Raw genomic sequence first — 19,152 nt, 5'->3', positions numbered from 1 at the left:
AAGTATGTTTGAACGCTATTTTTGCCGCTTTGAAAAGGCTAAAATCAAAACCTTATATGCGTGATTGTTGGTTGTGGTTGTACCGAGGAGCTTGGCACGAATGGGATTTACACGAAATAGATATGGCCGTTCCTTTAAGTCCAGACGAGGTGACACTGAAACGCCACGCTATTTTGTACCATCAATCACAAAAAGACAGGGTGATGTTCCAAGGAAACGACCCAAGAGAATTCTGGGTTAGAGCCGAAGATCGTAACAAAAACACAGCAAAACTCTACGATGAGTTGGGTCTAGCCGAATACGAAGCCATCGAAGCTTTCAAACGTTATGAGTATTAATCATAATTAATTCAAAACGTTTTTTTTAATTATTTTTGTCCGATAAAAAACTACTATTTTTGTTTTTTATCGGACATTTTTTTAAATAAGTATCATAGAATGAAACAGGCGATTGTTAATGGGATTATTCACACGGGGGAGGAAATACTCAATCAGGCTGTTGTACTCATAGAAAACGGGCTTATACTTGCAGTCCAAACAGAAACCCCAATGGATTGCCAAGTAATAGACTTAAAGGGCAAACAGCTTTCGGCTGGTTTTATCGACATCCAAATCAATGGAGGCGAAGAACTGTATTTTAGCCAGAGTCCAACCCAAGAAACAATTCAAGACATTTATCAAACCAGTCTAAAATACGGAACCACGCACACACTTCCTTGTCTCATTTCGTCTTCTAATGAAACCATTCATCAGGGAATTGAATCGATTCGGAATTACAGAGAAAAACACAAAAATGGTGTCTTGGGAATGCATCTCGAAGGCCCCTTTCTAAACCCTTTGAAACGCGGCGCTCACAGCGCCGATCAGGTTCGAAAACCAACCAATTCAGAACTAGAAGAAATCATTCGCTATGGCAAAGACGTCATAAAAATAATGACGATTGCACCGGAATGTTTTACTAATGAACAGCTCGAAATGCTACTCGAAAGTGGTATCTTGATCTCGATAGGTCATACCACAATTACCTATGATGAAGCACAATATTATTTCTCAAAAGGGTTGAAACTGGTAACTCACTTATTCAATGCAATGACACAGTTCGGACATCGTGACCCAGGTTTAGTGGGTGCTGTTTTTGAAAATGATGCTATTTATGCGCCGGTCATTTTAGACGGTGTACACTGCAGTTATGCTGCCGCAAGAATAGCTTACAAACAAAAAAAAGAAAAACTGTTTTTGATAACCGATGCTACCTTTCTCGGACGTAAAATCGAAAACTTCAAATGGGGCAATTTCGACGCCCATTTAGAAAACGGTTTTTACCGCAATAGCGAAGGTAATTTGGCAGGAGCCACCATTTCTATGCAGGAAGCAATAATAAATGCGGTCGATCATATGAATATATCCCTTGATGAAGCAGTAAAAATGGCAACTTGCCGTGTAGCAGCTGCAATTAATATGCAGAATGAAATAGGGAAAATTAAAGAAGGTTTTCCAGCGCAATTCGTCTCCTTTAATGAGGATTTAACCCAAATGCAAACCCTATTGTTATAAAGGATTGCTCAAAAAAAACTATAGATGTTTTCAACAAAACTTGCAGCGTCTTAATCCAATACTTTCGCCCTTAATGTTCTAACGTACTTCAAACTTGCTGTACTCATGCTCAATTTTATACACGGGGGCTAGCAAAGAAAAGAGCCTATATTTCAGAAAGTTAGAAGAAATTATTATATTAGCTAAAACTTTAGGTTATGGCGAGTAAAATTAATCGAAGAAGTCTTTTTAAGAGACTGTTATCCAGAAATGTAAATGCTGAAGATCCTTTATTCGAAAAATACAGAAGAAAGAATTATTCCATCAGGCATAATGCATCTTCCACTAATGCCAGGATAGGGCCCGTTTCTAGTGGATTAGCACCTTATACTGGACCTTGGACACTTAACGAAGCAACTTATTTGTTAAGACGCACTCAATTTGGATTCAAAAAGCCCGACGCCGATGCTTTTGTCAATCTTGGCATGACGGCTTCAGTAAATGCACTTTTGAATTTTACCAATACCACTCCAAATCCTCCAATAAATTATTACCAACCTGATAGTGCCGACGAAAATGGGCTACCTTATGGAAGCGATTGGACGCAAAATGTTTTTACTACAGGCGCTGTTGGAGGCACGACAAATACGAACAGAACCAGAGGACTTGCCGCTTGGTGTTTTGCACTTGGAGTCAATCAGGACTTAAATATTCGCGAGAAAATGGCTTTGTTTTGGTATCATTTTATCCCCATTGATTTTACGGTCGTTCGAGTTTCTCAAAACTCCTATTGTGGTACCAATTCGGCCAGAATATGCTACGATTATATGAAGTATTATCGCGAAAATTGCATGGGAAATTTCAAAACCATCATCCGAAATATGGCAACTCAGCCTGCGATGATGTATTATTTGAACAATCAGGCCAATACTAAAAATGCACCCGACGAAAATTTTGCTAGAGAGGTAATGGAATTGTTCACTTTGGGAAAAGATCCACTTAGCGCATACACTCAAGAAGATGTGGTAGAAGCAGCCAAAGTCTTAACGGGTTGGAGAGTAAAAAATTTGAACGCCTATCCAACCACCACCACTTACGATGATGCCCTGCACGATAAAACCACGAAGACTTTTTCTGCCTTTTTCAACAATACCGTAATTAGCGGAACGGGAGCCAATGAGTTGGATGCTTTTATCGATATGATTTTTTCTAAATCGATTGTGGTTTCTGAATACATCTGTCGCCGATTGTACCGCTTCTTTGTGTATTACGACATCGATGCCAATATTGAAGCGAATGTCATCACACCATTAGCACAGGTTTTTGTAAGCAACAATTGGAATATTCAACCCGTTTTAGATACCCTTTTCAAAAGTCAACATTTTTATGATATGGCCAATAGGGGAGCCTACATCAAATCTCCTTTTGATTTGGTAATAGGCTCACTTCGAACCTTCAATATCGGCGCTACTGTATCCGACGCCACGAATTACAATGCACAATATAAGCTTTGGAATGATTTTAATTCCAGTATTCTGTTTCCCATCGAGCAAGCAATGGGGACTATTCCAAACGTTTCGGGTTGGAATGCCTTTTACCAAAAACCATCCTATCACGAATATTGGATCAACTCGACCACAACCCAAAAAAGATTTAATTTTTTCACTATTATTTTCGGCGGATATAATAAAACGTACAATGGTTTGCAGACACGAATTGAGGTAGATGTCATCACTTGGATACAGCAATTTCCTGCTACTACTTGTGCAGATCCCGATTTGCTGGTAGACCAATGTGTCAAATATTTACTACCAGTTGATTTGAGTGTCACGGTGAAAAATACCTTGAAAGTGCAGAATTTACTATCCAATCAAACCGAAAATTATTATTGGACCACAGCTTGGAATAATTATATTGGAAACCCAACAAATACAACAAATATCAATACAGTAAAAACAAGGTTGAAGAGTTTATTGCTGACCATTACTCAACTCGCAGAATATCAATTAATGTAAATGAGGACTAGTTTTTTTGTTTCGTTTGTGAGGCAGGAACGACGAGACCATCCCAAATCTTGAAAAAACCAAAGACATGAAAAGAAGAGATTTTATAAAAACAACTGCTGCAGCCTCTGTTCCCATTCTATTCAGTGGTATTCCTGTAATGGCATCTTCTCAAATTGATGATACTTCTTTAGAAAAAATGGCGCTTGCAGCGGTCAACTGCGGCCGAATATTGGTTATTGTGCAGCAAAATGGGGGCAATGACGGATTAAATACGGTTTTTGCATTAGACAAATGGACCAATTTAGTCAATGCAAGAAGCAATATTATGATGAATAACTCCCAGGTATTGCCCTTAAATAATAATTTAACAACGGGTTTGCATCCGGCTATGTCGGAAATGCAAGGACTCTACAACAATGGAAAACTGATGATTGTGCAAGGAGTTTCCTATCCTAATCCTAATTTTAGTCACTTCAGAGCCACAGATATCTGGTTTACTGGTTCCGGTAGTAATACATCATTGGATAGCGGTTGGCTCGGTAGAGCTTTAGATATAAAATACCCTAATTTCCCTGCCGCTTATCCTACAGCAGAAATGCCTGATCCTTTGGCAATTCAAATTGGTTCCACCCTGCCTTTCATTTTGCAAGGCCAAAATATAAATATGGGATATAGTGTTACCGATCCCAATGCTTTATTGAATGTAATCAATTCGATTACAGATCCTGCACCCAATAATGATTATGGTCAGGAATTGACTTTTTTGCGACTAATGAAAGACCAAAGCAATGTGTACCGTAGCACCATACAAAACGCCTATGGAGTGCCGTTAAGTACAGGTGTAACTTATCCATCTGGGAACAAATTAGCCGACCAATTAAAGATTGTTGCCAAATTAATCAACGGAGGTCTGAAAACCCCAGTCTATATTGTAAACCATCCCAATACCCACGACACCCACGAGAATCAGGTCAGCAGTACCGATAAGACTATTGGTTCGCAAGCCACCAATTTAACTCTATTGTCTCAAGCTATTGGTGCTTTTCAGAAAGACTTAGAACAAATGGGAAAAGCAGATAAAGTAGCCGGAATGACCTTTAGTGAGTTTGGCCGACGCATCAAAAGCAATGCCAGTATGGGCACCGATCACGGTTCTGCAGCGCCGGTTATGTTTTTCGGAACCGCTCTGAATACCAGTCCTACGCAAGTAGCTGGAACCGCTTACCCTGTTTCAGGTATGATAGGTGCTTCTCCCGATATTCCATTAAATGCAACGGTTAGCAACCAAGTGCCGATGCAATTTGATTACCGTCAATTGTATTCCACAGTGATGCAGGATTGGCTTTGTATGACCGAAGCCGAAGTTACCCAAGTATTAGGAAGCAATTTTGCCAAACTGCCTATTTTCAATGCATCGCTTTTAAGTTCGGTGGATTTCGATAAGGAGCAATACCAAGACATTTCAGTCTATCCTAATCCGTGTTCCGATGGAAAACTAACGATTCGCTTGCCACAAATAAGCAACGATTACATCCAAGTGTCCCTGCTTTCCATCAATGGAACTTTATTGCAAAGTGCGAGTTATAAAATGCAAGGACAAGAATTGCAACTGCAATACAATCAACAACTTTCAGACGCTATGTACATCCTTCATTTAGATTGGAATGGAAGATCTTTTTATAAAAAAATCCTAACGAAGTAGTTTTTTTAGATAGTTCTATACTGTCAATGGAAGATAAAATTTATAAAGTCCACAGCCGATTTGGTTAAAATGCTCTAGATAATTTATCTAGATAATATTTCGGGCTTTATACCTTAGATCGAGAAAAGTTAGATTAAATCAGAAAACAATTTTTTATGTACATTTGTACTATGCTATCAAAGAATCAGTTAAATATTATCATCGAAACTTTAAAGCCCTATCAACCCAAGAGAATAGGTTTGTTTGGCTCTGTGGCCAGAAATGAAGAAAGTAAGGACAGTGATATTGATATTCTTTTTTCGCTACATCATCCTATTGGACTCTTTACCTTGTCCAAGATTCACTTTGAGTTAGAAGAAAAACTACATAAAAAAGTGGATTTAATTTCAGAAAACGGTTTAAGTAAGTTTATCAAGGAAAAAGTACTAAGTGAAGTAAGGTATTTTTATGAAAACTGATAAGCAAAAGATATACTTCCTTCATATTCTAGAAGCTATTGAAAAATTAGAGTTGGTGTCGAACACAACAACCAAGGAAGAGTTTATGAACGATTGGCTTAAACAGGATGCTGTACTCAAAAATTTTATCGTTATAGGAGAAGCAATTTCTCAAATTGATGAAGAGATAAAGATTAAATTTCCTGAAGTAGATTGGCGCGGAGCAAAATCAATGAGAAATTTTATTGTGCACTAGTATTTTTCGGTGGATAATAGCTTTGTTTGGGAAACTATTTTTGAAACGATCCCATTGTTCAAGAGTCAAATTGGGAATATACTAAAAGAACTACAGCGAAAACTTCTTCAGATTACCTTCAAAATAAATCCTTTCATTCTTCGTATCTTTGCACTTTAGAAAAGGAAATAATGATTGAAATAGGAAAATACAACACGCTCACCATATTACGTGACACCAAAGTGGGGCTGTTTTTGGGAAACCCCGAACAAGACCCCGAAGGAATACACGACATACTTTTACCCAATAAATACGTGCCCAACGAATGGGAAATTGGCGAGGAGATTATCGTTTTTGTCTACCTAGACCACGAAGAACGTCCCGTTGCAACCACACTCGAACCCTATATTTTGTTGAACGAATTTGCACTTTTGCGTGTGAACTACGTCAACCAAATAGGCGCATTTATGGATTGGGGAATGGAGAAAGACATACTCGTGCCCTTCAAAGAGCAAGCGCGCCCTATGGAAAAAGGGAAGCGCTATTTGGTCTACTTGTATATGGACGAGAAAACCAAACGTTTGGTGGCCTCAAGCAAAACCAATCAGTTTTTGAACAATAACGAGCTCACAGTCGAAAAAGGCGAGGAGGTTGATTTAATCGTTTCCCACATCACCGAGCTGGGATTAAACGTCATCATCAACGAGCGGCACAAAGGATTGCTATACAGAGACGAAGTATATGATGATGCCATTCGCACAGGTGACCGTATGAGAGGCTATGTCAAAACCATTCGTCCCGATAATAAAATAGATGTTAGCCTTCAAATTCAGGGCTACCAAAACATCGAACCCAATGCCGAGAAAATCCTCGACGAATTGCGTGCCAGTCGCGGTTTCTTGCGTCTCACCGACAATTCCCATCCCGAAGACATCAAAACGGTTTTGAAAATGAGCAAGAAAACTTTCAAGAAAGCCATTGGTGCTTTGTACAAAGAAAAACGAATCGAAATCAAGGAAGACGGAATCTATTTGGTGAAAGAGTAATTAAACCCATTGGGTGTAATTATCGCATCCATCAGTTCGAGGTAGAATTTTTATTCTATAAAAAGCAATATAAAATGACGTATTATTTTTGAAGCACTCCTAATTCCCCTCTTGAGAGGGGCTGGGGGTGTGTTCATTTGGTGCTAGCCTAAAACCAAAAATCCCAAACACCAATTAAAATTCAGTGTTTGGGATTCTTTTTTTTAAGGCTATTATATTATTTCAAAGAAGCCATATCAATCACAAAACGGTAACGTACATCGCTTTTGAGCATTCGTTCATACGCTTCGTTGATGTCCTGCATCTTGATCATTTCAATTTCCGAAACGATATTGTTTTCACCGCAAAAGTCAAGCATTTCTTGCGTTTCGGCAATACCACCAATGAGCGAAGCCGCTACAGATCTTCTTCCCATAATCATAGGAACCGAATTCAAGAAGGGGTCTATAGGCCCTAAATAACCCACCAATACCAAAGTACCACTAATGGCTAAGGTATTGACATACGGATTGACATCATGAATATAAGGTACAGTATCGATGATAACATCAAATTTACCTAGTACCGAAGCCATTTGCGTTGCATCAGTAGAAATAACGACAGCATCGGCTCCCAAGTCCAAAGCATCTTTTTCTTTGTTAGTCGATCTGGAAAAAAGCGTTACCTCGGCTCCCAAGGCTTTAGCAAATTTGATGGCCATATGTCCCAAACCACCTAAACCGACCACGGCTACTTTACTGCCTTTGCTAACATTCCAATGACGAAGTGGCGACCAAGTAGTGATTCCGGCACAAAGTAAGGGTGCAACGGCAGCCAAATCTAAATTAGCAGGCACTTTCAATACAAAATATTCATCCACCACAATTTTTTGAGAATACCCACCATGAGTAGGCTGATCCAAATGTTTGTCATAGCCACCATAAGTACCCGTCCAACCGTTAAGGCAGTATTGCTCTAAGTCCTGCTCGCAACTGTTACAAGTCCTGCACGAATCAACAAGACAGCCCACCGCGACCACATCACCCACTTTGTAGCGACTGATTTCGCTACCCACTTGGGTTACTCGACCCACAATTTCGTGCCCCGGAACCACAGGATAGGAGGTCATGCCCCAATCGTTTTTTGCAAAATGCAAATCCGAATGGCAAACACCACAATACAGAATGGCAATTTCAAGGTCTTTAGGAGTCACCTCCCTACGGTCAATAGTCATTTCATTCAAAGGAGCATCGGCAGCTTTGGTGCCAAAGGCTTTTACGTTTGTTGTTTTCATAGTTGTAGCATTATTTTATTTGGTAAAATAAGAAATAATTGATTCTCCCAAAGATAGTCAAATATAAAATTGAAAAAACAGTATACAGGCAAAATTAGTAGGCTAATTGCTTTATTCGTAATAACATAAGGAGCCAGCCGGCGCGAAGGCAAGCAGTAGCAATAAACCACAAACTCCAAACCCGCAACCCCGAACCCGCAACTCCAAACCCCAAACCGGGCCGAGCGTTAAAAAAACAGTCCAGTGGACTGTTTTAGCGAAGGAGCCAGCCGGTGCGCAGGCCTAGTATAGCACTTAATCGATAACTGATAACCCACTGTCAACCCGAGCCTGTCGCAGGGCCAAATGTCGTATATCGTATATCGTATCTCGTAAATCGAACTTCGACTACTAAGCTACTCTGTCTTTGGGAGACCAGTTGGTATCTTGAGTTGTAGAGATTCCCAGTGCTGATGTAAACATAGAAATTAAAAATACGAAGTGTTTGATGAATTTATACTATTTTTATAAAATCATTTAAGGCAGTATGACAAACGACCAAGTAAAGAATACCTACATAAAATATTTTACGAAATTAAACAGAGCAACCAACAAGGGTATAAAAGCACCACACAAGCCAATTCTACTATTGTCCATTTTGCAGTTGATAGGAAAAGGTGAAATCATTACCAATAGAATATTCATTACACCCGAATTAGTTCTGGCTTTCAAAAGCAATTGGAACACATTAGTTTCCACGAACAATATATGCACATTTGCCTTACCATTCTTCCATTTAAAAAGCGAACCTTTTTGGCATTTGACCTATTTACGAAATGGAGCAACAACATTAAAAAGTATCAGCACTTTAAAAAGCTTAAATGACAATATTGCCTTTGCCGAAATAGACCAAGCTCTTTTTCTTTTAATGGTAGATAATGCTACAAATACCTTATTCCAAAATATCCTTTTAGAATTTTATTTTCCATCAACTAAAGCATCTTACTTTAAGGAAACTTCAGAAGTGCAGTATAAATTAGAATTAGAAATAAAAAATCAAATAATAAACGATACCAAAGCAGAATATCAAACTAAGATGCAAATGCTTGAAGAAGAATTAACGGAAGAAGAAATTCAAGAAGAACGTTTCATTAGAGGTGGTATATTTAAAAAAGAAATTCCACGAATTTACAACCACCAATGTTGTATCTCTGGAATGAAGATTCAAACCACAATTAATGCACAAATGGTAGATGCATGTCATATCATTCCTTTTAGCATGTCTAATGATGATACTATTTCTAATGGTATTTGTTTATCACCTAATTTACACAGAGCGTTTGATCGAGGTTTATTTACTATCAATGAAGATTATATTGTTAGAATATCACCATCTGTCAATGAATCTGACAGTCCTTATGGCATAACCCAATTTGCAGGAAAACGCATTAACTTACCACAAGAGGTTAAATTGTATCCTTCGACTCAAAATTTAAGTTGGCATCGGAAAGAATGTTTTGTGTTATGATTACTATTTTTCAATAACAACATCCTATTCTAGAACTAACGAATCTTTATTATCATTCATTTTGAATTTGTATTTACCGTTTTCTTCATACCATTTGAGTCTTTTAGCATCTTGTGAAAAGCCAACTAAAACAAAGGTTTGATTCAGAATGTAAAAACTTTTTGTTTAATGAGTTTTTATTTCTTTAGTATTTCTGTCCTGTGATATTCCAAATACTCTTCTCGTCCTGCAATTGGTAAATGTGTAATTATTTTATTGTCCGAAATACCAAGTTTTGAATATGTCATATTTGATAAAAATGGAGATAATATAGTTTTTTTGTCGTTGGTAAAGGATAGAAAGCCTCTATCAAATAAACGGTCAAATGTAGGCGTCAGCATAAAACCATTTAAGGGGTCAAGCTTTTCAATATCGGTGGATGCAACCCACGGTTTAATATGACTTGCAATTAGTAGTCTGTCATCTGAAACTAATGTAATAGGGCAAAAAGGGCAAAGTGCGAGCAAGTTTTTTCTGTATTCTCCTTGTCCAATTCTTGCTCGGTAAAGTTGAGTTTTTTCTAATTTGTCGGCTATTGTTTCTTCAATTTGTTCTTCTTCCTTTTCAATAGTATAAGGGTGTTCAGTCTCTCCAAAGTAGTCCGCAAATAAACGAAAATAGTAATTTAGTTTTCCGTTATCATCCATTAGTTTTATTACTGAAATAAATGTAATGTTAGGTAAAGAAAGTTCTCTAATAATTTTGTATGCTTGGTCGCCTGAGTTTACATATACCCTTGGCCCAGCTATTTGAGTTTGTTCTACAACTTCAAAATCAATTCTTTCGGGTAAAGCGTCTATTTTCTTTTTCCTTTCAATCCAAAGATTTGGTAAAATTTCTTTGTTGATATATGGCTGCTCGGGTTTGAGATATTCAACTTTGGTTTCTTCTAAATACTTTTGCAAATCTGATTTAATCAAAAAACAAGGAATAGCAAAACCATTATTTCCAAAAAAACTCCTTGTTTCTAGAACATCTTGTCCGATGTATAATTTTGCCTCTCCATTACCACCGCCAATTTTGTTTTGTCGAACAACAAAACTGTCTGCGATGGTAATTTTTTCTTTAGTATCTACTACTTTATAGTTGTGATTGTCAAGTATTATATTCATAAGTTATTCAGCAAATTTAGTTATATCCATTTGTTTCATTAAAGCTATAAATACATTTACAACTATACTGTTCCCGGCTTGCCTATACATTTGTGTGTCACTTACAACTTGTTTGAAATCATCTTTAAATCCCATTAGTCGCAAACATTCTTTCGGTGTCAGTTTTCTAATTTTACCTTTATTATGAGTAACATAATTGTCAACTCCCGAGCGATGCATTTTATGCATTGACTGAAGAATAGGTCTTGCTATTTCTAAATCTGTGCCCACAGTAGTTTTAAATGTTTTAGTTCCAGTAGCTAAAACATAAGTTTTTACTTTATCAGATAAATAATATTTTTCTTCAACTTCATTTACATCAAAAACAAAATCATTAAAATCACTTTCAGTTTCTTCAAAGATAAAATCACCATGCCAGTTAAACTGTTGATTTGCTTTTTGACATATGGCTATTTCTCCATTTATTTGAGTATATCTTTTATTCCTGTTTTTAGTACTAGTGACAAATTTCACTCCCTTTTCTTTAAGATAATATTTACTATCAATATAATCTTCAAGAAAGTCTTGCATTTTGTATTCTAACGGAATTGGTTCAGGAAATTCAAAATTAACAGAATTATCCTTGAATCCAATTACAAATATTCTTTCTCTATGCTGCGGAATACCAAAGTTTTTCGAATTTAATAATTGGTATTTAAAGTTATAGCCAAGTTCTTTAAATGTTTCTTTTATTACTTCAAAAGTATTTCCTTTATCATGATTAACTAATCCTTTGACATTTTCAAAAATAAATACCTTAGGTTGGCTTTCTTTCACAACCCTTGCAAATTCATAAAAAAGAGTTCCTCTTGTATCTTCAAACCCTTTTCTTTTTCCAACCATTGAAAATGATTGACAAGGACTTCCTCCAACCAAAAGATCAATTTTGTCTTTGTATTTTGCTCCATCTATATTTTTAACATCATCATACCAGCTACTTTCTGAAATTTCATAATTAGCAAAATAACTTTCTTTTACATGTTTATCATTATCGCATGCGAAAATAATTTCTTCTTTAAGATTTAATCTTTTTAGGGCATGCTCAATTGAGCCAATGCCACTAAACATTGTTGCTAATCTGATTGTTCCATTAGGATTGCTGAATTTTTTGTCCACCCAATTTTCAACTTCATAAAAAATATTGTATTGGGGTTCATTAACTGTTAAATTCTCAATTTCAACTTCTTTTATTTTGTGTTTCTTCTCTTTCATTTTCATTTCTTAAATCCTTTATCGTTAAAAAAAGTTGCAAAATCAGTATCTAGTGCAGTAATTATTTTTTCAATTATTTCAATTGAAACATTTCTTTTTCCCTTTTCTATGTCAGAAATGTAATTTCTGTCCACATTAGAAATATTGGCTAAATGTTCAATAGAGAATCCTTTTTCTTCCCTATGAGATTTAACCTTTTGTCCAAATTTTTCTTTAATATCCATAGTTTATAAAATTAGTTTTGCGCCTACAATTGACCCGCTTACAATTGTAGGCATAAAAAGGTAGTTGTTAACAAAGTTATTAGGTGTAAGAAGAGAAGTTATATAGTATTGATATGCAACAAGGTTAGCAGGTTTCGTTGAATTAAATAATGTAAAAAAATATATTTTACGGTTTCCCACATTTGACGAATTATTTTCATAATAAAATCATTCCAGTCTAATGGTGCTCACTTCGAGAATAGGAGTGAGGGGCAGCGTGCCGCGCATTAAAAAACACTTCACTACACTGTTTTAGTCAAGAAGCCAGCCGGCGCGGTGGCAATCCATAACAATAAACTACCCATCCAACCTATTACCTTCTTGCCAGTTCCCCCTTGCCAGTTCCCCCTTTAGGGGGCCGAGCGTTAAAAAACAGTCCAGTGGACTGTTTTAGAGAAGGAGCCAGCCGCCGCGTTGGCAATCAATAGCATTTAAGCTCCCAAACCCCGAAACATTTAACCAATTAAGCGATTAACCAATTGACCAGTTAACCTCCTAACCGTACACCGCCATCCGCCATCAAAAATAAGCATCACTTTTTTTCGTCTATAAAAGAATAAAAGCTATTTTTGTATAAAAATTTCTAGTATGGAAGAAAAATTCAACTCTTTGGCTAAATTCAACTTTTGGAATGGCAATGTGCCACAACAAGGTTTTTTACGCACCGATTATCTCAATGCCATTCGTGGGTATTGTCATAATAAATTGGTAAAAGTGATAGTGGGGCAAAGACGTACTGGTAAAAGTTATATTTTACGGCAAATTGCTAACGACTTAATAAATAGTGGTGTGCATCCGCATAACATTTTTTATTTAAACAAAGAGTATATCGATTTTGATTTTGTAAACCATTATACCGAATTAGAACAATTGATAAAACACTATCAATTGACTTTAAAACCTCTGGGGAAAATTTATTTGTTTTTGGATGAAATTCAGAATATTGTGCAATGGGAACGGCTTGTAAACTCCTATTCGCAAGATTTTACGCAAAGTTATGAAGTATTTATAAGTGGTTCAAATTCTAATATGCTTTCGGGCGAATTAGCTACTTTGCTCTCGGGCAGGTATATCAATTTTGAGATATTTCCATTCAGTTTTAAAGAGTATATTGGGATTACACAACGAAATAGCAGCAAAGAAACCTACATCAATTATATGCAAACTGGTGGTTTACCAGAACTTTTTGTTTTACCAAACGAAGAAAACAAAAGGCATTATGTAGCATCGGTAAAAGACACGGTTTTGCTTCGTGATGTCATTCAGCGACACGCTATAAAAGACCCAAAATTATTGGAAGAAATTTTTATTTACTTGGTTAATAATGCGGCTAATTTACTATCCATAAACAACGTTACAAACTATTTGAAAAGTAAAGGTCGAAAAACAACTTACGATACCATCGCAAATTATATTGGATACATCGAAGATACCTTTTTACTGCACAAAGCAGAGCGTTTTGATATCAAAGGGAAGGACACCATTGCAGGAAATGTGAAATATTATTGCAATGATTTGGCATACAAAAATTACTTGTACGCTGGTTTTGGATATGGTATTGGTTATCAACTAGAAAACTTGATTTATTTAGAACTGCTCCGATCGGGTTATGAAGTGTATGTCGGAGTAATGCCAAATAAAGAGGTAGATTTTGTAGCTACAAAAGCAGACCAAAAGCTGTATGTTCAATCTGCTTATTTGTTAATTGACGAAGCTACCATAAAACGAGAGTACGCATCTTTAGAGGTCATTAGTGATAATTATCCAAAAATAGTGGTGTCATTAGACGACCTAGTAATGCCTATAAGCAACGGAATCATACATGTGCAAGCTTGGAAACTACACGATTTCCTAATCAATTCACCAGTTCCCCCTTTAGGGGGCTAGGGGGTCAGTGGACTGTTTTAGCGAAGGAGCCAGGCGGCGCGGTGGAAATCAATAGCATTTAAGCCCCCAAACCCCCAGGGCATTCGCTTTTAAAAGTTTCCGCCACGAATTACACTAATAAACACGAATTAGAACTATTTTTTATTACACGAATTCTTAGAAATAAATAAAATTAGTGTAATTCAATTTTAAATTTGATAAAAAATTAGTGACAATTGGTGTGATTCGTGGCTAACTTTTTTTTCTTTTTTTAAAAGCGAATGCCCTGCCAAACCCCGAAACATTTAACCAATTAAGCGATTAACCGCTTAACCAATCAACCCCCTTAAAAACTAGCCGAAAACTGCACCCCCCAAACGGGGCTTTTGGTAAATTGATTCACGCCCACAGGAGCGATATTCATTTGGGTTTTTACTCGGTCTTTGTATCCAAATCCATCCAAAATAGTATTGAAAGGATCCATAAAAAATAAGGTAGTGATGCCTAGCGCTCTTGATTTTAAAACCTTTTTATCGTGCTTGAGAATCGATTTTTTAGCAAGGAAGAAGCCTTCTCCCACCATCGCACCAAACACAGGAGTGATGATAAGATCTTGAATTGAAGGTACTTCGGCAAAAGCTTCGATCCCATATTCCCAAAAGAAAGTCGACATAATAGCCGAGTAGCCAAAGGATTCCCAGGCGGTAAAACCAGCGCTTCGAGAGGTCATATAATAAATACCTCCGCAATACGGATGCGTAATCCAATTGAGTACCCAATCGTCCTCGTCCCAAACAGGTCCCGCTTTGACATTTTCTTTCCATTTCCACAAAAGGCCTTTTTCTTTTATTTCTTCTTTGTCCCAATTGGTTGCACTTTCAGGCATAACCCAAAGCACTCCAAAAGCAATAACCGTGGCTCCTAAATACATCGAGGTGGTGTAACCCAATCGTCTCCAATCGCGATGCAATGGTGGATAAGTCATAGAAATTTTTGCAGGTGCTGGGGTGATAGTATCAAGGGCAGGTTTCAGACTGTCTGCAAGAACAATAAGGGGTTCATCGGCTTTAACAACGGAACTATCAACAACAGTGATCGGCATGGGATTCTCCAAACTACTCGTATCCATTTGTTGGGAATACGAAAAACTGATTATGAAAAACAGAACAAGGGGATCTAGAAAAGTCTTTTTAAGAATCATAGAATTAAAATAATAAAATCAAAAACAGCACTAAAATGTTTCAATAGGTGTTTGATTTTGGGTCTGTTAGCCTATTCAACGAATAGGTGTTATCGTTTTTTTTCGGTTGCAAATGTAACAAAAAAATATAGGCATTGGAATAATTTTTAACGCAAAGCCAATCGCTTTATACTAAGTATAACTCGTTGGCTTAAGGAGTCAATTTGTTGCGAATATGTGGAATTACACTCAACGGGTTAAGTATAATTATAGTCTAATCAATTCAACCCGCCCGTTTGTAACGCTCTAACCGTCTCAACACTGTTGCTCTTCTTGTTCTTGATATTTGTCACGATGTAAGCGTCTCAGTACTATTGCTCCAATGCGATGTACTTTGGCTGTGCGCGACCATTTAGGCTTCGGTCATTAGATGACTTCTTTAACTTAATGCTCTTAATGATTTAAAAAAGTTCCCTATTATTAGATAAATATAAAAAATGCGCTAATTTTACATTTGTAATTTAAAACAATACTAATGGACTGGATAACCGTCAAAGAATACGAAGATATCACCTATAAAAAATGCAATGGCGTGGCTCGAATAGCCTTCAACCGTCCCAATGTACGCAACGCTTTTCGACCTAAAACCACCTCCGAATTGTACCAAGCTTTTTATGATGCTCAGGAAGATACTTCGATAGGAGTGGTGCTACTTTCAGCCGAAGGACCCTCGACCAAAGATGGGGTGTATTCCTTTTGTTCCGGAGGCGATCAAAACGCCCGTGGACACCAAGGTTATGTAGGCGACGACGGCCAACACCGTTTGAATATCCTCGAAGTACAGCGTTTGATTCGTTTTATGCCCAAGGTAGTGATTGCCGTAGTCCCAGGTTGGGCTGTAGGGGGCGGACATAGTTTGCATGTAGTCTGCGATTTGACTCTGGCGAGTAAAGAACACGCCATTTTCAAACAAACCGATGCCGATGTCACCAGTTTTGACGCGGGTTATGGTTCGGCTTATTTGGCCAAAATGGTGGGACAAAAGAAAGCGCGTGAAATATTCTTCCTCGGACGCAATTATTCCGCTCAGGAAGCTTTGGATATGGGAATGGTCAATGCGGTGATTCCGCACGACGAACTCGAAGATACCGCTTACCAATGGGCACAGGAAATCATGGAAAAGTCACCAACTTCGATCAAAATGCTAAAATTCGCTATGAATTTAACCGATGATGGCATGGTAGGACAACAGGTTTTCGCCGGCGAAGCGACAAGACTAGCCTATATGACCGAAGAAGCCAAAGAGGGCAGAAACGCCTTCCTCGAAAAAAGAAAACCGAATTTTGAAAAAAAATGGCTCCCGTAGAGGAAGTACGAGGTACAAGGTACGAAATACGAGGTACGAAATACGAGGTGCGAGATACGAAATACGAGGTACGAAATACAAAGTTGTGAACCTCAAACTTCCAACTTCTAACTTCCAACTTCTAACTTCCAACTTCCAACTTCCAACCTCTAACCTCTAACTTCTAACCTCTAACTTCTAACCTCTAACTTCTAACCTCTAACTTCTAACCTCTAACTTCTAACTTTGAAATGAAACATTGGATTCAAGCCGCTCGATTAAGAACCTTACCCTTATCCGTTTCCGGAATAATAGTGGGTAGCATGTATGCCTTGGCTTATCCAACGGATAACGTGATGACGCCAACCGAAGTCTTCAATTGGAGATTGTTTGGCTATGCGATACTCACCACCTTGGGATTGCAAATTCTCTCTAATTTCGCCAATGATTATGGAGATGGAATGAAAGGTACCGACAATGAGGATCGTATTGGTCCCAAGCGTGCCATCCAATCGGGAGTGATTTCTCCAGAAGCGATGAAACGCGCCATTATCATCACTTCTGTCCTTACTTTGTTTTCGGCTATGTTGCTGATTTATTACGCATTCCGTGACACTAATTTAAGTTATTCTTTATTCTATTTGGTTTTGGGTATTTTAGCTATTGCTTCGGCCATTCGCTATACAGTGGGTAATACTGCTTATGGTTATCGAGGTTTTGGAGACTTGTTTGTATTCCTGTTCTTTGGTTTAGTGAGTACGATTGGAGTTAATTTTTTGTATTCGAAAGAATTGCATTTTGATCTTTTCTTGCCGGCAATCGCTATTGGTTTTTTGAGTGTAGGCGTGTTGAATTTGAACAATATGCGCGATGAGGTTTCAGACCGGAAGTCAAATAAGAATACGATCGTGGTGAAGGTTGGCGGTGAAAAAGCGAAACAGTACCATTATTTTTTAATCATTTCGGCTATGGTTTTGGTGGTGCTATTTGCGATTGTTAACAATTTTAGCTTTGATCAATACTTGTTTTTATTGGCGTACATCCCTTTAATTAAACATTTAAGTACAGTATATAAAAATCAAGATTCTAGAGCTTTAGATCCTGAATTGAAAAAACTAGCCTTGAGTACCTTTGCACTTTCAATCTTGTTGGCCATCTGCATGATTTCACTGATTCAAGACTTGATTGTGAATCTCTTTTTGGGAGGACGATAGGGGGTGAAGTACGAGGTACAATATACTAGGTACGATATACGAGGTTGGAAGTTGGAAGTTGGGAGAAGACATACGAGGTATGATTGTGGTTTGTTGCGTATAGCACAATAGAAATTGGCACACGGATTATACGGATTGTAACAGATAGAAACGGATTTTTTTATTTGGGCTCAATGAATTAATTATCAGCATAAATCCGTAAAATCCGCGTCATCTGCGTGCCAATTTAGTTTTAAGGAATTATTTAGAAAATAGATAAAGATGAAAATTACATTTTACGGTCACTCCTCTTTGGGAATCGAAGTGGGTGGCAAGCACATTCTGGTGGATCCTTTTATTTCAGCCAATCCCAACGCCTCACACATCAATATCAATGAACTCCAAGCCGATTACATTCTGCTGACCCACGCTCACGGAGATCACGTACTCGATGTGGAGTATATCTCAGGTAGAACCAATGCGGTTATCGTTTCGAATTATGAAATCGCCACGCATTACGGAGAAAAAGGGCTGAAATCCCATCCTATGAACCACGGTGGAAGCTGGAATTTCGATTTTGGCAAGGTCAAATATGTCAGTGCAGTGCATTCCAGTTCTTTTCCTGATGGAAGCAATGGCGGGAATCCAGGAGGTTTTGTCATCGAAGGCGAACATAAGAACATCTATATTGCTGGAGACACGGCACTCAGTATGGATATGAAACTCATCCCGATGCGCACCAAACTCGATTTGGCTATTTTCCCCATTGGTGATAATTTTACTATGGACGTCGAAGATGCTATCATCGCTTCGAATTTTGTTGAATGTGACAAAATTCTGGGCGTTCATTACGATACTTTTGGTTATATCGAAATCGACCACGAATCGGCTATTCGCAAGTTTTTTAATAAGGGCAAGGATCTGATGCTACTCGACATTGGAGAGAGTATTGAGTTGTAAAGTCATTGCGGGGAACGAGGCAATCAGGAGTTTTATTTTATATCGTCAGTTCGAGTGCTTTTTAAAGCCAGATAAATGGAGGTAACTAATCAGTTTATAATTCAAACTCAAATTTAGCTATTATTACCAATGCTTCCAATACATTTAGGCCATTTTTTATAGTTGTATCAATGACTGAGCGTATTTTAGCAAAGTTTTGTGCTGC

General features: G+C 37.6%; 16 protein-coding genes and 1 pseudogene. 12 read left to right on the top strand and 5 right to left on the bottom strand.

The features are described from left to right. The 7 genes and pseudogenes from ACIQ1E_RS10230 to ACIQ1E_RS10200 form a co-directional block, all read left to right on the top strand. Nucleotides 1–338, top strand: a pseudogene (locus ACIQ1E_RS10230) (glucosamine-6-phosphate deaminase); the annotation flags it as partial. A 99-nt stretch (nt 339–437) separates the two neighbouring features. Continuing rightward, entirely contained in the window at nt 438–1,553 is a 1,116-nt protein-coding gene (gene nagA / locus ACIQ1E_RS10225; RefSeq protein ID WP_396171166.1) for an N-acetylglucosamine-6-phosphate deacetylase, read from the top strand. Between the two features lie 197 nt (nt 1,554–1,750). Next, nucleotides 1,751–3,547, top strand: coding sequence for a DUF1800 family protein (locus ACIQ1E_RS10220; RefSeq protein ID WP_396171164.1), 1,797 nt, complete (start codon nt 1,751–1,753; stop codon nt 3,545–3,547). A 76-nt stretch (nt 3,548–3,623) separates the two neighbouring features. Continuing rightward, complete coding sequence (locus tag ACIQ1E_RS10215; protein WP_396171162.1) at nt 3,624–5,240, top strand: DUF1501 domain-containing protein; 1,617 nt, start codon at nt 3,624–3,626, stop codon at nt 5,238–5,240. A 155-nt stretch (nt 5,241–5,395) separates the two neighbouring features. Next, nucleotides 5,396–5,698, top strand: a complete 303-nt coding sequence (locus ACIQ1E_RS10210) for a nucleotidyltransferase family protein (protein ID WP_396171160.1) — start codon at nt 5,396–5,398, stop codon at nt 5,696–5,698. Then, nucleotides 5,688–5,933, top strand: a complete 246-nt coding sequence (locus ACIQ1E_RS10205) for a DUF86 domain-containing protein (protein WP_396171158.1) — start codon at nt 5,688–5,690, stop codon at nt 5,931–5,933. Before ACIQ1E_RS10210 ends, ACIQ1E_RS10205 begins: the two co-directional genes overlap by 11 nt. 170 nt (nt 5,934–6,103) lie before the next feature. Further along, nucleotides 6,104–6,958: a S1 RNA-binding domain-containing protein gene (locus tag ACIQ1E_RS10200; RefSeq protein WP_396171156.1), complete on the top strand. Its 855-nt coding sequence runs from the start codon at nt 6,104–6,106 to the stop codon at nt 6,956–6,958. Nucleotides 6,959–7,175: 217 nt separating this feature from the next. Here the strand turns inward: ACIQ1E_RS10200 and ACIQ1E_RS10195 are convergent, their stop codons facing one another. Next, nucleotides 7,176–8,231, bottom strand: coding sequence for an NAD(P)-dependent alcohol dehydrogenase (locus ACIQ1E_RS10195; protein WP_396171154.1), 1,056 nt, complete (start codon nt 8,229–8,231; stop codon nt 7,176–7,178). A 526-nt stretch (nt 8,232–8,757) separates the two neighbouring features. On the opposite strand from ACIQ1E_RS10195, the gene ACIQ1E_RS10190 reads away from it, so the two are divergent. Then, nucleotides 8,758–9,738, top strand: coding sequence for an HNH endonuclease (locus ACIQ1E_RS10190; protein WP_396171152.1), 981 nt, complete (start codon nt 8,758–8,760; stop codon nt 9,736–9,738). A 176-nt stretch (nt 9,739–9,914) separates the two neighbouring features. Here ACIQ1E_RS10190 and ACIQ1E_RS10185 read toward each other — a convergent pair whose 3' ends face one another. The 3 genes from ACIQ1E_RS10185 to ACIQ1E_RS10175 are packed head-to-tail and all read right to left on the bottom strand — an operon-like array spanning nt 9,915 to nt 12,364. Further along, the gene (locus ACIQ1E_RS10185) at nt 9,915–10,889 is read right to left on the bottom strand and encodes an HNH endonuclease (RefSeq protein WP_396171150.1); all 975 of its coding nucleotides are present in this window, start codon (nt 10,887–10,889) and stop codon (nt 9,915–9,917) included. Between the two features lie 3 nt (nt 10,890–10,892). Continuing rightward, nucleotides 10,893–12,140: a DNA cytosine methyltransferase gene (locus tag ACIQ1E_RS10180; protein ID WP_396171148.1), complete on the bottom strand. Its 1,248-nt coding sequence runs from the start codon at nt 12,138–12,140 to the stop codon at nt 10,893–10,895. A gap of 2 nt (nt 12,141–12,142) precedes the next feature. Beyond that, nucleotides 12,143–12,364 carry a helix-turn-helix domain-containing protein gene (locus ACIQ1E_RS10175; protein WP_396171146.1) on the bottom strand — a complete coding sequence of 74 codons (222 nt, stop codon included), beginning with the start codon at nt 12,362–12,364 and terminating at the stop codon, nt 12,143–12,145. A 627-nt stretch (nt 12,365–12,991) separates the two neighbouring features. Between ACIQ1E_RS10175 and ACIQ1E_RS10170 the strand changes: the two genes are divergently transcribed. Then, nucleotides 12,992–14,290, top strand: coding sequence for an ATP-binding protein (locus ACIQ1E_RS10170; protein ID WP_396171144.1), 1,299 nt, complete (start codon nt 12,992–12,994; stop codon nt 14,288–14,290). Between the two features lie 325 nt (nt 14,291–14,615). Here the strand turns inward: ACIQ1E_RS10170 and ACIQ1E_RS10165 are convergent, their stop codons facing one another. Next, on the bottom strand, nt 14,616–15,398 hold the full coding sequence (locus ACIQ1E_RS10165; protein WP_396171142.1) for a DUF3943 domain-containing protein: 783 nt from the start codon (nt 15,396–15,398) through the stop codon (nt 14,616–14,618). Nucleotides 15,399–15,984: 586 nt separating this feature from the next. On the opposite strand from ACIQ1E_RS10165, the gene ACIQ1E_RS10160 reads away from it, so the two are divergent. The 3 genes from ACIQ1E_RS10160 to ACIQ1E_RS10150 all read left to right on the top strand — a co-directional run bounded on the left by ACIQ1E_RS10160 (nt 15,985) and on the right by ACIQ1E_RS10150 (nt 18,947). Next, nucleotides 15,985–16,815: a 1,4-dihydroxy-2-naphthoyl-CoA synthase gene (locus tag ACIQ1E_RS10160; RefSeq protein WP_396171140.1), complete on the top strand. Its 831-nt coding sequence runs from the start codon at nt 15,985–15,987 to the stop codon at nt 16,813–16,815. Between the two features lie 230 nt (nt 16,816–17,045). Continuing rightward, entirely contained in the window at nt 17,046–18,008 is a 963-nt protein-coding gene (menA, locus tag ACIQ1E_RS10155) for a 1,4-dihydroxy-2-naphthoate octaprenyltransferase (RefSeq protein WP_396171138.1), read from the top strand. A gap of 261 nt (nt 18,009–18,269) precedes the next feature. Continuing rightward, nucleotides 18,270–18,947, top strand: coding sequence for a metal-dependent hydrolase (locus ACIQ1E_RS10150; RefSeq protein ID WP_396171136.1), 678 nt, complete (start codon nt 18,270–18,272; stop codon nt 18,945–18,947). Nucleotides 18,948–19,152 lie beyond the last annotated feature (205 nt).

Origin of the sequence: Flavobacterium sp., from assembly GCF_044348915.1 — a bacterium.
Lineage (GTDB): Bacteria > Bacteroidota > Bacteroidia > Flavobacteriales > Flavobacteriaceae > Flavobacterium.
The sequence above is the reverse complement of the archived record's forward strand: the minus strand, read 5'-3'. Positions and strand labels throughout refer to the sequence as shown.

Bases quoted from the DNA above. Each gene is read 5' to 3' on its own strand.
- ACIQ1E_RS10210 (WP_396171160.1), top strand. From the start codon at position 5,396: ATGTACATTTGTACTATGCTATCAAAGAATCAGTTAAATATTATCATC.
- ACIQ1E_RS10220 (WP_396171164.1), top strand. From the start codon at position 1,751: ATGGCGAGTAAAATTAATCGAAGAAGTCTTTTTAAGAGACTGTTATCC.
- menA (WP_396171138.1), top strand. From the start codon at position 17,046: ATGAAACATTGGATTCAAGCCGCTCGATTAAGAACCTTACCCTTATCC.
- ACIQ1E_RS10185 (WP_396171150.1), bottom strand. From the start codon at position 10,889: ATGAATATAATACTTGACAATCACAACTATAAAGTAGTAGATACTAAA.
- ACIQ1E_RS10200 (WP_396171156.1), top strand. From the start codon at position 6,104: ATGATTGAAATAGGAAAATACAACACGCTCACCATATTACGTGACACC.
- ACIQ1E_RS10205 (WP_396171158.1), top strand. From the start codon at position 5,688: ATGAAAACTGATAAGCAAAAGATATACTTCCTTCATATTCTAGAAGCT.
- ACIQ1E_RS10160 (WP_396171140.1), top strand. From the start codon at position 15,985: ATGGACTGGATAACCGTCAAAGAATACGAAGATATCACCTATAAAAAA.
- ACIQ1E_RS10195 (WP_396171154.1), bottom strand. From the start codon at position 8,231: ATGAAAACAACAAACGTAAAAGCCTTTGGCACCAAAGCTGCCGATGCT.
- ACIQ1E_RS10150 (WP_396171136.1), top strand. From the start codon at position 18,270: ATGAAAATTACATTTTACGGTCACTCCTCTTTGGGAATCGAAGTGGGT.
- ACIQ1E_RS10215 (WP_396171162.1), top strand. From the start codon at position 3,624: ATGAAAAGAAGAGATTTTATAAAAACAACTGCTGCAGCCTCTGTTCCC.
- ACIQ1E_RS10165 (WP_396171142.1), bottom strand. From the start codon at position 15,398: ATGGATACGAGTAGTTTGGAGAATCCCATGCCGATCACTGTTGTTGAT.
- ACIQ1E_RS10180 (WP_396171148.1), bottom strand. From the start codon at position 12,140: ATGAAAGAGAAGAAACACAAAATAAAAGAAGTTGAAATTGAGAATTTA.
- ACIQ1E_RS10170 (WP_396171144.1), top strand. From the start codon at position 12,992: ATGGAAGAAAAATTCAACTCTTTGGCTAAATTCAACTTTTGGAATGGC.
- ACIQ1E_RS10175 (WP_396171146.1), bottom strand. From the start codon at position 12,364: ATGGATATTAAAGAAAAATTTGGACAAAAGGTTAAATCTCATAGGGAA.
- nagA (WP_396171166.1), top strand. From the start codon at position 438: ATGAAACAGGCGATTGTTAATGGGATTATTCACACGGGGGAGGAAATA.
- ACIQ1E_RS10190 (WP_396171152.1), top strand. From the start codon at position 8,758: ATGACAAACGACCAAGTAAAGAATACCTACATAAAATATTTTACGAAA.